We start from the raw sequence: 13,477 nt of genomic DNA, 5'->3' as shown, positions 1-13,477 counted from the left end.
CCGTTCTCAGCCTTTTCGGATGAGACTGCCGGCAAGCTGACCCGCCGCCGGCCGGGCAGGTCTCCAGCGCCGTGGGCAGATCGAAAGACTGCCCCGGCGCACCTTTGCGTTTACGCTCAGCCCGAGGAACTCCGCGCGAAAGAAAGCCGGTCGACTGACGATGAGCAAGAACACGGAGCCGTCTGCCCGCACCGTCATGCACACACCACGATTCTGGTTGACGCCGTTGATAGTGGTCACCCTCTTGATGTCGGCGCTGGCAGCGCTGTACATGGGCGGAATACTCGACCCCAAGAAACACCTGGACCAGTTCCCGATCGCCCTGGTCAACCAGGACGAAGGCGACACCCTCCCCGGCGGCGACCCCGCCGACCGCAAGAATTTCGGAAACGACATCGTCGCCGGCCTCGAAAACGGAATCGACCACCAGAAGATCGACCTGCAGCAGATCGGTATCGCCGAAGCCCAATCTCGGTTGAACTCCGGCACGCTGTACGGCGCGATCGTGATTCCCAGTGATTTCACGAAGAGGACGATCATCCTGGCGGAGGCCAGCGTCGTCGCCGGTGACGTAGAGCAACCGATCATCACGATCTACACCAATCCGCGCGCCGGTTCCGTATCCGCATCTCTGGTCCAGTCGATCGGAACTACAGCCCTCGCCTCGGTCAACAAGAACATGGGCGAGCAACTCACCACCCTGGTCACCCAGCAGTTGGAAGCGGGAGGCACCGGAACCCAGATCTCAGGAGCGAGCCGCCTGCTGCTCGAAAATCCGGTGAACGTACTCACGGTGGCCCACGATCCGCTTCCCGACGGCACCGGATTCGGTTTGGTTGCATTCTATTTCGCGCTGCTGTTGGTCCTTGCGGGATTCACCGGAGCAACCGTGGTCAATTCCTTGGTGGACGGCATGCTCGGATATGCGCCTACCGAATTCGGTCCGCTCTTCGTTCAGAACGACGTTGTGGGTATCAACAGGTTTCGGACGCTGCTCGTCAAATGGGCGTTCATGATCGTGTTGTCCGGCATAGTCTCCGCGTTGTTCCAGTGGATCAGTCGCGCCCTCGGAATGCCGGTCACTCACGGGCTTGCATTGTGGGAGTACGGCGCGCTGGTCATCACTGCAGTCGGCATCACGGCGATGTCGGTGATGGCCGCATTCGGCTCGTTGGGCATGTTGATCAACCTGTTCGTGTTCGTCATTCTCGCGCTGCCCTCGTCCGGTGGCACCATCCCCCTCGAAGCCAGCCCCAGGTTGTATGCCTGGCTGGCGCAATTCGAGCCGATGCACCAGATCTACATGGGTACGCGATCGATCCTGTTCTTCGGCGCACGCGGTGAGGCAGGGCTGCTGCATGCCGTCTGGATGACGTTGGTGGGTCTACTGATCGGCGTCGTACTCGGCATCGTGACCACCCGTTTCTACGACCGCAAGGGCTACGAACGCACCCATCGCCCCAAGGTGGCGTGAGATGGTACCCAGCCGGGATTTGATCGAAACCTGTTGGGCCGATTCAATGTGATTGCGCGTTTCGGGAATCTTCGGCCCCCTTCCGCACGTTGTACAACTATGGCTAATTACAAAACAGTCAATCCCGCGACAGGTGAAACCGTCAGGGAATTCGATACTTTGGATGACGCCGGAGTTGAAGCCGCACTTGCGCACACGCATCGCGGCTACTTGACCTGGCGCAACAGTGCGCCACAGCAACGTGCGGCAGTCCTGAGCAAGACCGCCGAACTGTACACAGAGCGGGCGGACGAACTGGCCCGAATGATCTCGTTGGAGATGGGTAAGCCGGTCCGTGAGGCCAAGGGCGAAGTACAACTCTCGGCCGCGATCTATCAGTGGTACGCAGACCACGGTCCGGCGTTGCTCGAGGAAGAACGGCTCGACGTTCCCGGGGCCGAGGAGTCGGTTGTGTACCGGCGACCGATCGGTGCCCTGATCGGCGTCATGCCGTGGAACTTCCCGTACTACCAGGTCGCCCGCTTCGCGGCACCGAATCTCATGCTGGGCAACACGATCATTCTCAAGCACGCGTCCAACTGTCCGCAGTCAGCGTTGCTGATGGAAGAGATTTTGCGACAAGCCGGATTGCCGGACGACGCCTACGTCAACGTCTTCGCGACCAACGAGCAGATCGCGGACATGATCGCCGATCCCCGAGTTCAAGGCGTGTCACTGACTGGCAGCGAACGCGCCGGCACCAGCGTCGCCGAAACTGCGGGACGCAATCTCAAGAAGGTCGTCCTCGAACTCGGCGGATCGGACGTGTTCATCGTCCTCGATTCCGACGACATGGATGCCACCGTCAAGTCCGCAACCAAGGCGCGTCTGTCCAATGCCGGCCAGGCCTGCAATGCGGCCAAGCGTTTCATCGTCACCGAAGATTTCTACGACGACTTCACCCGCAAATTGGCGACGTCCTTCGAATCCGTTTCTGCCGGTGACCCGTTGGACGAATCCACCGTTCTGGGCCCGCTGTCCTCACAGAGCGCGGCAGACACTCTGATCGAGCAGATCGACGACGCTGTGTCCAAGGGAGCAACGCTGCTCACCGGTGGGAAGAAGATCGACGGCCCGGGCGCCTACGTTCAGCCGACGTTGCTCGCAGACGTGACCCCGGATATGCGGGCTTACAGCGAAGAACTATTCGGACCTGCCGGCGTCGTCTACAAGGTCAAGTCGGCCAGCGAGGCTGTGGAACTTGCCAATTCGTCGGTCTACGGTCTGAGCGGGTCTGTCTGGAGCAGCGATCTCGATTCCGCCCGGTCGGTCGCTGCCGATCTCGACGTGGGAATGGCGTTTGTCAACGAGCACGGAACGACGTTGCCCGGTCTGCCCTTCGGCGGAGTCAAGCGCTCCGGAGTCGGCCGCGAGCTCGGTCCGTGGGGAATGGACGAGTTCGTGAACAAGAAGCTGCTCCGCGTCTCCAAGAAGTAGCTCGGTGCAAAAGTAGCGCAATACAAAGGAAGGCCCTGATCTCTGTTGAGGTCGGGGCCTTTCAACTGTAACGCTCCGCAGAATGAAACCGACCTGCTGGTATGACACTTTCACGAATCGCTCGCACTACCGTGATCGCCGCCGCCATCAGCGCGAGCGCCGCCATCTGGTCCGCGACGTCAGCTTCCGCGGACGTAGTCGACGTCACGATCCTTCCGGGTCTCAGTAGCGGGCCGACAACGCCGTACGGGGCGGGCTGCACGTATCTGGTGGTTGCCAGGACAGCAGCGTTGGACGAGTCGAACGTCTCGATTGTCGACCTGAACCGGGCGTCGACCATGTTCCCGCAGGAATTGATCTGGGACACCGTCAATCCCTATTTCACCTTGCCGGTTGTACTCGGCCACGCCGTCACGCTGTGGACTCCGACCGCGCCCGGCGAACACTCTCTGATGGCCTACCAGACGTCAGCGGGCGGGCCGGTCACAACGGTCAATGTCAATCCGGCCACCCCGATCGGTCCGGGGTGCGTCGTCGCACCCTGATCCGCTACCCCTCCAAGAAGTCGACGAGCACCCGGTTGAGTTCATCGGCGGGAACCATCGGAATACTGTGATGTGAAGCATCTTTCAGCACCTCGACACGTGCTGCGGGAATCCTCTCCCGCACCGACCTCGACACCGTTTCCGCATCATGCACCCGTCCGTCCTGTGCGAGGACCACCAGCAACTCGACATCCAGTGCGCTCAAGTCCTCTTTCGAAGGGCGTTGAGGCACTACGAGATCGGGTCGCGGTAGATCCGAAGTGCCCACTTCCACAAGAGACAGCCAGTCGGAGTCGATACTCGACTCACCTGTCTCCCACTCCAGCAGTCGTCGTCGGCGTGCTCGCGACGGGGATATCAACAGCGGAAGCGCACGCAGAAGGTAGCCCGCCTTCATGCCGGCGAAACTCGAATTAGGATCGAGCAGAACAAGTTTCCCGACACGATCCGATCGATGCAGCGCAAAGGCCAACGCAATCATTGCGCCGTAGGAATGTCCGATCACATCGACGGTGTCGGCGCCGGTGCAATCGACTATCGAGTCCATCCACTCGATCAGATCGTCGACGGACTTCATCGGATCACCATTGGGAATGCTGAGTCCGGCATCGCCCAGGGTGTCGACGGCAAAAACACGCCGGAATTTCGACAGCGCCGCAACGTTGTCGAACCACACCGTCGAAGTGGCACCTCCCCCGGGCAGAAGGATCAACGGCCGCGAGTCTTCAGGTCCACAGACGTTCACATGCGTTCGGCCGAACCGGCCTGAGAGATCCACACCCAGCGGTTTTTGCGGCCATTTGGTCAGTACCGCGTCGTATGCGCGATTGAAGTCCATTCCCCACCCCCATTTTCTCTCGACTATCGAGATAGTAGACAATCGAGAGACAACACACCAGGGCTGGAGGCATCCATGAGCGTCGGCGATGCAGAAGACGAAGCGATGGCGATCGTCCACTCGCTTCGCGCACTGACCGTCGACTTGAACGTGGCGGTTTCCGGCTTTGCGAACAAGTACAAAATGCACTCGACCGACGTCCGCGCACTGATCTGCCTTCTCGATGCCGAGCGCTCGGACACACCGGCGACGCCTGGTTGGTTGGGCTCACAGCTCGGGATCAACTCGGCGTCGGTGACTGCACTGGTCGACCGGATGGTCAAAGCGGGGCACGTAGCTCGGGAGCGAGATTCAGCGGACCGTCGACGGGTGCTCTTGCAGGTCACACCATCGGCGGTCACTCTGGGCGAGAGCTCCTTCGGCCCCCTCATTTCACGGGCTGCGAGCACCGTCGGGAATTACACCGCGGCCGAGCGAGCTACCATCGCGAGTTTCATCGTGGCGATGCGAGCGGACGTGGAGCGGACTCGAATCGATCGGGAGCCCTCCCTGTGACTCGCATACTTCCCGCGGGAGAACGCGCATTTCTCGTAGACCTCGATTCCGAAGCTGACGTTCTCGCGTTCACCGAAGCACTGACGCGTAACACCCCGGTCGGGGTCGAAGACTTCCTCCCCGCTGCTCGCACGGTCCTGGTCACGTGCACCCCGGCGGCAGATCTCACGTACGTCCGGAAGTGCTTGAACGATCTCGAGCAAACCAATTCTGCCGCGACCACAGACGAGCATTCCGAGACGGATGCACTCACCATCGCCGTCAGGTACGACGGGCCCGACCTCGACGACGTCGCACAGTCACTCGGAATGAGCCGTTCCGAGGTGGTTGCGGCCCATACCGGGGCGATGTGGCGTTGCGCCTTCATCGGATTCGCACCCGGCTTCGCCTACCTGACTTCAGTCGACACTCGGCTCGACGTTCCGCGTCGAACTCAGTCGCGAACCGCAGTGCCAGCCGGTTCCGTCGCCCTGGCCGCTGGATACAGCGCGATCTACCCGCGGGCATCGCCGGGTGGCTGGCAGATCATCGGGAGCACCGACGCCGTGATGTGGGATCTGAACGCCACACCACCGGCCGCCGTTCAGCCCGGGTGCCGCGTGCGCTTCGTGAACGAGGACGACCGATGAGCGGTCTGGAGATACTCGACACCGGGCCGATGAGCTTGATCCAGGACCTCGGACGGACCGGACACCTTCGCTCGGGCGTCGGGGTTTCCGGTGCTGCGGACAGGCGATCGCTCAAACTCGGCAACCGGCTCGTCGGCAACGACGAGAGCGCGGCAGGCGTCGAGGTCCTCCTGGGCGGATTGAGCATTCGAGCGCAGCAACAGGCAACGATCGCGTTCACCGGGGCGCCCGCACAGGCCTACCGCGACGGCATTCCGGTCGGGCATTCGAGCGTGATCGCTCTCGACGTCGGTCAGACCGTCCGCCTCGACTACGCACCGAGTGGCCTGCGGACGTATCTGACCGTCCGGGGCGGCATTGTGGTTCCCGAGATCCTGGGATCGCGCAGCACCGACACCATGTCCGGGATAGGTCCGGCGCCTCTCGAGCCCAAGGTTGTTCTCCCGATCGGGCCTTCGCCGACCGCGTTCTCGCTCGTCGACCTTGCACCAGTTCCACCGATGACAAACGAGACTCTCGAGATTCGAGTCGTATTCGGGCCGCGCGCAGATCGATTCACCAACCCCGAATCGCTCCTGCGGGGGCAGTGGGCGGTCTCGACCGACTCGGACCGAATCGGGGCGCGACTCGATCGTGTCGGCACCGACGAACTGCTGCAACGAACGAATGACGCCGAACTCCCCACCGAAGGCGTAGCGCTCGGATCGATCCAGGTCCCACCCAGCGGCCAACCTGTCGTGTTCCTCGCCGATCACCCGATCACCGGCGGGTATCCGGTGGTCGGAGTGGTCGCGGACGCAGATATCGACCGACTCGGCCAAGCCCGCCCGGGTCAGCACATCCGGTTCGTCGGGGCCTGAGCAGCGCCGAGCGATGGCGTGTCGGACCCTGCCGTCACACTGATGTCGTGCGAGTTGTCCTGGTCCCCGGTAGTACGACGTCCACGGGAGCTGTGACGGCAACTGTCCTACGGACCGATCCCGGTGGAACGCCGCTCGCCGATCCCGTCGAATACCCCGACCTGATCGCAGCGGTGCGCACCATCGAGGAAGCCGAGCACCCGCGGTGGGTGTGGCCGAGTACGGCGACCGTGTACCCACCGCTACTGCGTGCAGGCGTACGGGTTCAGCGGTGCCACGACATCTCCCTGACCCGCGCGATACTCGGAATGCGCGTCGGCAAACCGTCACCGCCTGCCGAGGAGTTCGACGACGATCGACTCGGACTCTTCGACACTGCACCCGTTCTCGATCCTCTCGCCGTCGCCACCGAATTCGCCGATCAGCGCGCAACCATCGGCACGGACGCTCGACTGGACTTGTTGATCGCAGCAGAATCGGCCGGCGCTCTCAGCGCCGCCGAGATGACGCACACGGGCCTGCCGTTCTCGACGCAGAAGCACCGCGAGTTCCTCGAAGAACGACTGGGGCCGCGGCCGACGGGATACGACCTCCCCGCACGCATGCAGGAACTTGCCTCCCAGATCAGCGAGGTCTTCGGGCGCACCGTCAATCCTTCGTCTTCGGTGGAGATCACCGAGGCGTTCGGGCGTCAGGGCATCGAACTACCGTCGACGCGCAAGTGGTTTCTGCAGGAAATCGATCATCCGGCTGTGCCGCTGCTCCTACGTCACCGCGAACTCGCCAAGCTGTACAGCACCAACGGTTGGCAATGGATGGACAGTTGGGTGCGGGGCGATCGATTCCGCCCGATCTACGTTCCCGGTGGTGTCGTGTCCGGCAGGTGGGCGAGCCGGGGCGGCGGGGCCCTCCAGATTCCTAAGACCATGCGCTCGAGCGTCGTCGCAGATCCGGGCCACGTGTTCGTCGTCGCCGACGCCGGTCAGCTCGAACCCCGAATTCTGGCCGCCATGTCCGGCGACCGCCGCATGATGGCTGCCGCCGGCGACGACGATCTGTACGCACTTGTCGGTGCAGAAGCCTTCGGCGGGGATCGCGCAAAAGCCAAGGTCGCAATCCTCGGAGTCCTGTACGGGGCGACGGCGGGTGAAGCCAAAGCACTGCTCATCTTGTTGCGGAAGCGATTCCCGGTCGCCGTCGAGTACGTCGAGCAAGCTGCCAAGGCAGGTGAGCGCGGCGAGGTGGTGAAGTCACTGCTCGGCCGGGCCTGTCCCCCACCGTCTCCCGACTTCTACTCCCACGGCGACGCTCATGCCCGCGGTCGTTTCACGCGAAACTTCGTCGTTCAGGCCACTGCGTCCGAGTGGGCGTTGTGCCTGCTCGCCGACCTCAGGCGCCGCCTCGCCGAAGATCCGGACGGCGAGTTGGTCTTCTTCCAGCACGACGAAGTGGTCGTGCATACCCGAAACCCCGAGTCAGGTGCCGCCCACGTGCTGGCCGCCGCGGCTTCGGCAACTCGATTGTTGTTCGGCGACACAGTCGTTCGTTTTCCCATGGACGTCGCAGCCCGCGAGACTTACGGCAAAGGCACTTCGTAGCGTCGTCAATTCCACTCCAAGTGGTTCCACCGCGCCCGTATTGCGTGTTCTACTGGAAAACGTTGCTTTGTTGGTGCTGGTCGACTGTGTTCGAGGAGAACCATGACCAAGCTGGATACAACTGATGCAGAACGGAACGAGCGCGGAACGGTCAAACGCCTTCGCGTGCCGATCTTCACCGTGATCGCGCTTGCAATCTTTGCCTTCGTCGCAGGCGGATTCGGCGGTTCGTTCCAAGGCAAACTCGCCGAGGTTCAGAAGAACGACAACGCCTCGTACCTGCCGAGTTCCGCAGAATCGACGATCGTCAGCAATCAATCCGCGAACTTCCTCGCGGTCGAGACGATCCCTGGTTTTGTTCTGTTCCATCGAGATTCGGCCCTCACCGAGGCGGACAAATCTGCAATCAACTCGGCGTACGGCGCTATTGCCGGCATCTCCGGAGTAGACGCCGACGGAATGCAACCCACTCAGTACTCCGCCGACGGCACAACTGCGTCGATCTTCGTGCCACTCGTCGCCAAGGACGGAGACACATCCGTGGCAGGCGATGTCCTGGCGACCACCGAGCAGAACGTCATCGACGCAGCAAAACAAGCAGCTGGTGATGTCGAGGTACTCCCAGCCGGGCCAGGTGGGCTACTCGTTGCGTTCATCGACGCCTTTGCCGGTCTGGACGGAGCGCTCCTTGGCGCGGCACTCCTGGTCGTGATCCTCATCCTGCTTGTCGTGTACCGATCGCCGGTGTTGTGGTTCTTCCCGCTGTTCTCCGCGCTCCTCGCCATCGGCTTGTCGTCGATGGTGATCTATTTCCTCGCGAAAGCCGAATTACTCACTCTGACCGGACAATCTCAAGGCATCCTTTTCGTGTTGGTGATCGGTGCCGGTACCGACTACGCCCTACTCTTGATCTCTCGCTATCGCGAAGAATTGCACACGTATCCCAATCGCTTCGACGCGATGATCAAGGCCTGGCGCGAGTCTGCGCCGGCCATCACCGCTTCGGCTGTCACCGTGATTCTCGGTCTGCTCTGCCTGACGTTCTCTCAACTCAACTCCAACAAGAGCCTCGGACCCGTCGCCGCCATCGGGATCGCCTGCACCTATCTGGTGATGATGACGTTCATGCCGGTCGCTCTGGCCGCCACCGGACGGTGGGTCTTCTGGCCGCGCAAGCCCAAGGTCGATCACGCCGCAGACCTTACGACGCACGGGATGTGGGGCAAGATCGCCGAGGCCGTCGGCAGCAAGGACCGCCCACTGTGGATCGGCGCCACAGTCTTGTTGATCATCCTGTTCGCGGCCGGGATCGGCAGTCTCAAAACCGATGGCCTGACATCCACCGAAAGCTTCACCAATCGTCCCGACGCTGTTGTCGGACAAGAACTCTACGACTCGAAGTTCGATCCCGGAGCCGGCGCACCGGCCGTGATCACCGCAAACGCCGACCAGGCCGACGCCGTCATCAAAGCAGCCAGCGGCGTCGAAGGTATCTCGCAGGATCCCGGCGCCGTCTGCACCCAGGTGGACGTCGCAAAGGTCAGCGAGCTGATCAAGACCAACCCCGCTGCCGTCGCACAAGCCGCCGCTGCGGGTTGCGCCCCTGCGGCTTTCACCGTTGCACCGATCGACGGCCGAACCATGATCAATGCAACCCTCGCCGACTCTTACGATTCGCCGCAGGCACTCGAAACTGTCAAGCGACTGCGGACTGCCGTCCACGACGTGCCCGGCGCCGACGCGCTCGTCGGCGGCAGCACGGCCACCACCCTCGATGTCCAGGCGGCCTCGGTCCGCGACAGAAACCTGATCATCCCGATCGTGTTGGTGGTGATCTTCCTGGTCTTGGCCGCTTTGCTCCGCGCTCTGCTGATCCCGGTGATTCTCATTGTCACCGTGGCACTTTCCTTCGCGGCGACCCTCGGTGTGAGCGGATTCTTCTTCACACACGTATTCGGGTTCGCCGGGGCGGATCAATCGTTCCCACTGTTCGCCTTCGTGTTTCTGGTCGCTCTGGGTATCGACTACAACATCTTCCTGATGACCAGAGTCCGGGAGGAGACCGGAGAATTCGGTACCCGTGCAGGTGTCCTGCGCGGTCTTGCGGTGACCGGCGGTGTGATCACCTCAGCCGGAATCGTCTTGGCCGCAACATTTGCCGTACTGGGCATCCTGCCGCTGGTCTTCCTCGCCGAGATCGGATTTGCCGTGGCCTTCGGTGTGTTGCTCGATACGATCATCGTGCGCAGTGTCCTGGTGCCTGCGCTCTCTCACGACATCGGGAAACGTATTTGGTGGCCGTCCGAACTGGCCCGCGCGAAAGACTGACCGACTACAGAAACGCTTCCTTGGTCCACAGATGAAAGAGTGCGTACGCTCGCCAGGGTCGCCAGCGCTCGGACAACGCTGCGGCTTCTTTGCCCGACGAAACCCCCAACGCTCGCTTCAACACCAGATCGTCGGGTACGAAGGCGTCGCGATCACCGAGAATCCGAACAGTGAGATAGTCAGCGGTCCACGGCCCGATTCCCGATAGCGCCAACAGCTCTCGCCGAAATTGGACAGGATCCGCATCCCAGGAGAGATCGAGACCGTTCGCTGCCGCAGTTGCCAACGTATGCACTGTTCTTGCACGCGCTGTGGTCAATCCGACGGCTTTCTGTATGTCCTCCGGCGATTGCGCTGCAACCGCGTCCGGATCAGGGAAGGCAAGAAACTCCCCTTCCACCGGCGCTCCGAATGCGCTGACAAAACGACCACCGAACGTCCTCGCCGCGCCGAGCGAAACCTGTTGTCCCAGAACGGTGAGCACTGCGGTCTCGAACCCGTCCACCGAGCCGAGCACCCGCAATCCCGGACGGGCGGCAACGAGTGGGGCCAACAACTCGTCGCTACCGAACGCTGCTTCGACAGCAGTGTGATCGGCGTCGAGGTCGAGCCAACGACGCACGATCACCTCCAGCACTGCGGAATCCCCCGCTGGCACATCGGAATCCACGACGACGCCGCCGTCTGTCCACGACACCGACACGACAACCGGGCCGGAAGGCAACGGTATGACTCTGGTGTGAACACCGTCGTCGTGACGCTCGAGGCCTGCGACGCAGTGAGCCCGCAGGGCACCGGTGAGCGGTTCGACTGCATAGGGTGCCTGAAAGCACAGGATCACTGCGCTCACCGGCCGGCTTCCAGATCCAGCAGAATCGCTTTCAGTTCGGGGCCGCCGGCGTACTGCCCGAGGCTGCCGTCGCTGCGCACCACCCGGTGACACGGGACCACCAACGGCAGCGGATTCTTTGCGCATGCGGTCCCGACGGCACGCACCGCACGCGGGCTTCCCGACGCTACTGCGACCACCGAATAGCTTGCAGTGTGGCCGTATTCGATCTCGGGGAGATGACGCAACACTTCGCGTCGGAACCCCTTCGCGAGTTGGAAGTCCAAGCGCAGATCGAATTCTCGACGCGCACCGGCAAAGTACTCGTCCAACTCGCGAGCGACAGTGTCCAGCCTGCGCGGGTAATGAAGCACACGGGGGCTGACGGTGTCCGCCAAACGTTCCAGAACGAGGTCGTGCCCTTCGACGGCAAAGGCAACCCGCACCAGGCCGACATCGGTCGCCGCCAGGAGCAGCTTTCCGACCGGCGAATCGACGGTTCGATATGCCACGTCGATCAATTCAGCTTCGGACGCCTGCGCAGCCAGGCGCGCCCGTAGGCGGATCATGGCGTCGGCGTCAACGGCTGGAAGCGCCTCGAACACATCGTTACTCATGAGTGACTCCCTTCCGCAGCGGTAGCGGACAAGTAGGTTCTTCGTAGTGTGGCGATACCGTCGGCACCCGCGCGTCTGGCGGCCGCCGGGGTGTTGCCGAGGATGTCCGCGATCTCTGCGTACGGCAGCCCACCCAGAAAGTGATAGGCGACTGCCGCACGTTGTTTGAGCGGTAGCTGTTCGAGTGCGTCCCAGAGTTCGTGATCCCACGTTCCGGGTACGCCGATTCGCGTCGGCAACTCCGGAACCTCGTCTGTCGGCACGGCCACGCGGGCGCGCACTCGGGTGATGTCGATTGCCTTGCGGTGCGCGATGGTCACCAGCCAGGCTTCGATGTTCGCGTCCGGATTCAGATCCGGATATGCCCGCATCGCTGCGATGAACGTCTCGGACCACGCGTCCTCGGCGTCGACGGGACCGACCACCGCGCGGCAGACACGGAGGACCACTGCACCGTATTCGGTCACGACGTCTTCGAACGGTTTGAGTCTCACGATCGGTAGACGTTCCCGATCACCGAATTGTGAGCCGAGCGCATCAGAAGAGGACATCCGATTCGCCGCCGTGCTCGCGGTCGAGCAGGAACCGCTTGCGTTCGAGGCCGCCGGCGAAACCGGTCAGACTTCCGTCGCTACCGACCACACGATGACAGGGAACGATGATGCTGATCGGATTCTTGCCGTTTGCCGCGGCGGCGGCACGGATCGCAAGCGGGTTACCCAAAGTTTGCGCGAGCTCCATGTATGTCCAGGTTTCGCCGTACGGGATCGTTCGCAAGGTATCCCACACCCGCTTCTGGAACTCGGTACCCACGGGCGCCAGCGGCACGGAGAACTCCGTGCGATCACCCTCGAAGTACTCGGTGAGCTGCGATTCGACTTCACCGAAGACCGCCGCGGAACGATCACCGAACGTGGACTCGTCCGGCTTGTGGCGATGCTCCGCCATGTACAGCCCGCAGAGGTCGTCACCTGCTGCTACCAGCGTCAACGCCCCGATCGGCGAGTCGATCACGGTGTGCGTACGGATAGCCGTCATGTCTCGATCCTTCCAGGTTGCGCGGTGCAGCAGGCAGCGGGTGAATTGATTGTCCGCGCCGGCACCGGCACCTCGAAGACGCCGCTGGCCTCGTGAATGTGAGATTTACCTGTACTTTGACGTCACATCAGGCAGTATCGAGGGATGGCTCTAGTTTTGCCCGGCAGCTCCACCGTCGTCCGCTCCGTCGGCGACGTGGTGCACTGGTCCCTGTCCACGGTCGCTTTTGCGGTCACCCTGCCCACTCGACTCGAGGCGCTCCTCTTCTCGGTCGAGAGGTTGGTGGCGCGCATCAACCAGATCGCCGACAACGCCGACCGCGTCGTCATCGGAGCCGCCGCCGTGACCGTTCGCGCTGAGACACTGGTCGAGGCCGTCGAGCAGACCTCGGACATCGCGGGACAACTCCTCGAGATCTACGAGCCCATCGCCCTACAGCTCGCGCCGCTGGCCGCCAGGTTCGCCGACGACCTTTCCGAGGCAGAGGTCAGCGCCGCGATCAAGCTGATCGACCAACTACCGGAGCTCACCGACCGGGTGGCCGCGGTGTTGCCCATCCTCGGAACCTTGGACTCCGTCTCGCCCGAGATCCACGAACTCCTCGGAGTGGTCAAGGACCTGCGGCAGGCAATCGTCGGGGTGCCTGGCTTTCACTTCTTTCGCAAGCGGGGCGAAGCCAAGCTGGATTGA

Annotated in this window: 14 protein-coding genes; 9 read left to right on the top strand and 5 right to left on the bottom strand. The window is 62.5% G+C overall.

The genetic code is table 11. The features are described 5' to 3' along the window. The first annotated feature begins 160 nt into the window (after positions 1-160). The 3 genes from B0E55_RS14015 (at position 161) to B0E55_RS14005 (ending at position 3,495) form a co-directional block, all read left to right on the top strand. Positions 161-1,474, top strand: a complete 1,314-nt coding sequence (locus tag B0E55_RS14015; RefSeq protein WP_021345628.1) for a YhgE/Pip domain-containing protein — start codon at positions 161-163, stop codon at positions 1,472-1,474. Between the two features lie 99 nt (positions 1,475-1,573). Then, positions 1,574-2,950, top strand: a complete 1,377-nt coding sequence (locus B0E55_RS14010; protein WP_080909911.1) for an NAD-dependent succinate-semialdehyde dehydrogenase — start codon at positions 1,574-1,576, stop codon at positions 2,948-2,950. Between the two features lie 101 nt (positions 2,951-3,051). Next, positions 3,052-3,495 (top strand): hypothetical protein, encoded by a 444-nt coding sequence (locus tag B0E55_RS14005; RefSeq protein ID WP_021345630.1) that lies wholly within the window; start codon positions 3,052-3,054, stop codon positions 3,493-3,495. A gap of 4 nt (positions 3,496-3,499) precedes the next feature. Here B0E55_RS14005 and B0E55_RS14000 read toward each other — a convergent pair whose 3' ends face one another. Then, the gene (locus B0E55_RS14000; protein WP_080909910.1) at positions 3,500-4,333 is read right to left on the bottom strand and encodes an alpha/beta fold hydrolase; all 834 of its coding nucleotides are present in this window, start codon (positions 4,331-4,333) and stop codon (positions 3,500-3,502) included. 75 nt (positions 4,334-4,408) lie between these two features. Between B0E55_RS14000 and B0E55_RS13995 the strand changes: the two genes are divergently transcribed. From B0E55_RS13995 to B0E55_RS13975, 5 genes are all read left to right on the top strand, one after another. After that, positions 4,409-4,888 carry a MarR family winged helix-turn-helix transcriptional regulator gene (locus B0E55_RS13995; protein WP_080909909.1) on the top strand — a complete coding sequence of 160 codons (480 nt, stop codon included), beginning with the start codon at positions 4,409-4,411 and terminating at the stop codon, positions 4,886-4,888. Next, entirely contained in the window at positions 4,885-5,517 is a 633-nt protein-coding gene (locus B0E55_RS13990; RefSeq protein WP_080909908.1) for a 5-oxoprolinase subunit B family protein, read from the top strand. Before B0E55_RS13995 ends, B0E55_RS13990 begins: the two co-directional genes overlap by 4 nt. Further along, positions 5,514-6,377 (top strand): biotin-dependent carboxyltransferase family protein, encoded by an 864-nt coding sequence (locus B0E55_RS13985; RefSeq protein WP_080909907.1) that lies wholly within the window; start codon positions 5,514-5,516, stop codon positions 6,375-6,377. The genes B0E55_RS13990 and B0E55_RS13985 overlap by 4 nt, the downstream gene beginning before the upstream one ends. A gap of 47 nt (positions 6,378-6,424) precedes the next feature. Further along, a complete protein-coding gene (locus tag B0E55_RS13980; RefSeq protein WP_080909906.1) occupies positions 6,425-7,975 on the top strand; it encodes a bifunctional 3'-5' exonuclease/DNA polymerase in 1,551 nt (516 codons plus the stop codon). 102 nt (positions 7,976-8,077) lie between these two features. Further along, a complete protein-coding gene (locus tag B0E55_RS13975) occupies positions 8,078-10,303 on the top strand; it encodes an MMPL family transporter (protein ID WP_080909905.1) in 2,226 nt (741 codons plus the stop codon). A gap of 4 nt (positions 10,304-10,307) precedes the next feature. Here the strand turns inward: B0E55_RS13975 and B0E55_RS13970 are convergent, their stop codons facing one another. The 4 genes from B0E55_RS13970 to B0E55_RS13955 are packed head-to-tail and all read right to left on the bottom strand — an operon-like array spanning position 10,308 to position 12,787. Further along, positions 10,308-11,153, bottom strand: a complete 846-nt coding sequence (locus B0E55_RS13970; protein WP_080909904.1) for a DNA-3-methyladenine glycosylase family protein — start codon at positions 11,151-11,153, stop codon at positions 10,308-10,310. Then, positions 11,150-11,749 (bottom strand): methylated-DNA--[protein]-cysteine S-methyltransferase, encoded by a 600-nt coding sequence (locus B0E55_RS13965; protein WP_080909903.1) that lies wholly within the window; start codon positions 11,747-11,749, stop codon positions 11,150-11,152. Before B0E55_RS13965 ends, B0E55_RS13970 begins: the two co-directional genes overlap by 4 nt. Beyond that, entirely contained in the window at positions 11,746-12,300 is a 555-nt protein-coding gene (locus B0E55_RS13960; RefSeq protein WP_020909250.1) for an RNA polymerase sigma factor, read from the bottom strand. Before B0E55_RS13960 ends, B0E55_RS13965 begins: the two co-directional genes overlap by 4 nt. After that, positions 12,287-12,787, bottom strand: coding sequence for a methylated-DNA--[protein]-cysteine S-methyltransferase (locus B0E55_RS13955; protein ID WP_019745441.1), 501 nt, complete (start codon positions 12,785-12,787; stop codon positions 12,287-12,289). Before B0E55_RS13955 ends, B0E55_RS13960 begins: the two co-directional genes overlap by 14 nt. A 144-nt stretch (positions 12,788-12,931) precedes the next feature. Here B0E55_RS13955 and B0E55_RS13950 point away from each other — a divergent pair, with 144 nt between their 5' ends. Beyond that, complete coding sequence (locus B0E55_RS13950) at positions 12,932-13,477, top strand: hypothetical protein (protein ID WP_007729604.1); 546 nt, start codon at positions 12,932-12,934, stop codon at positions 13,475-13,477.

The organism is Rhodococcus sp. 66b (assembly GCF_002076325.1).
Classification (GTDB): Bacteria; Actinomycetota; Actinomycetes; order Mycobacteriales; family Mycobacteriaceae; genus Rhodococcus_F; species Rhodococcus_F erythropolis.
This window is presented reverse-complemented; position numbering and strand designations above follow the sequence as displayed.

What these genes read in the sequence shown, in the direction of transcription:
- B0E55_RS14015 (WP_021345628.1), top strand. Translation starts at nt 161, where the DNA reads ATGAGCAAGAACACGGAGCCGTCTGCCCGCACCGTCATGCACACACCA.
- B0E55_RS14010 (WP_080909911.1), top strand. Translation starts at nt 1,574, where the DNA reads ATGGCTAATTACAAAACAGTCAATCCCGCGACAGGTGAAACCGTCAGG.
- B0E55_RS13995 (WP_080909909.1), top strand. Translation starts at nt 4,409, where the DNA reads ATGAGCGTCGGCGATGCAGAAGACGAAGCGATGGCGATCGTCCACTCG.
- B0E55_RS13955 (WP_019745441.1), bottom strand. Translation starts at nt 12,787, where the DNA reads ATGACGGCTATCCGTACGCACACCGTGATCGACTCGCCGATCGGGGCG.
- B0E55_RS13960 (WP_020909250.1), bottom strand. Translation starts at nt 12,300, where the DNA reads ATGTCCTCTTCTGATGCGCTCGGCTCACAATTCGGTGATCGGGAACGT.
- B0E55_RS13975 (WP_080909905.1), top strand. Translation starts at nt 8,078, where the DNA reads ATGACCAAGCTGGATACAACTGATGCAGAACGGAACGAGCGCGGAACG.
- B0E55_RS13985 (WP_080909907.1), top strand. Translation starts at nt 5,514, where the DNA reads ATGAGCGGTCTGGAGATACTCGACACCGGGCCGATGAGCTTGATCCAG.
- B0E55_RS13950 (WP_007729604.1), top strand. Translation starts at nt 12,932, where the DNA reads ATGGCTCTAGTTTTGCCCGGCAGCTCCACCGTCGTCCGCTCCGTCGGC.
- B0E55_RS14000 (WP_080909910.1), bottom strand. Translation starts at nt 4,333, where the DNA reads ATGGACTTCAATCGCGCATACGACGCGGTACTGACCAAATGGCCGCAA.
- B0E55_RS14005 (WP_021345630.1), top strand. Translation starts at nt 3,052, where the DNA reads ATGACACTTTCACGAATCGCTCGCACTACCGTGATCGCCGCCGCCATC.
- B0E55_RS13965 (WP_080909903.1), bottom strand. Translation starts at nt 11,749, where the DNA reads ATGAGTAACGATGTGTTCGAGGCGCTTCCAGCCGTTGACGCCGACGCC.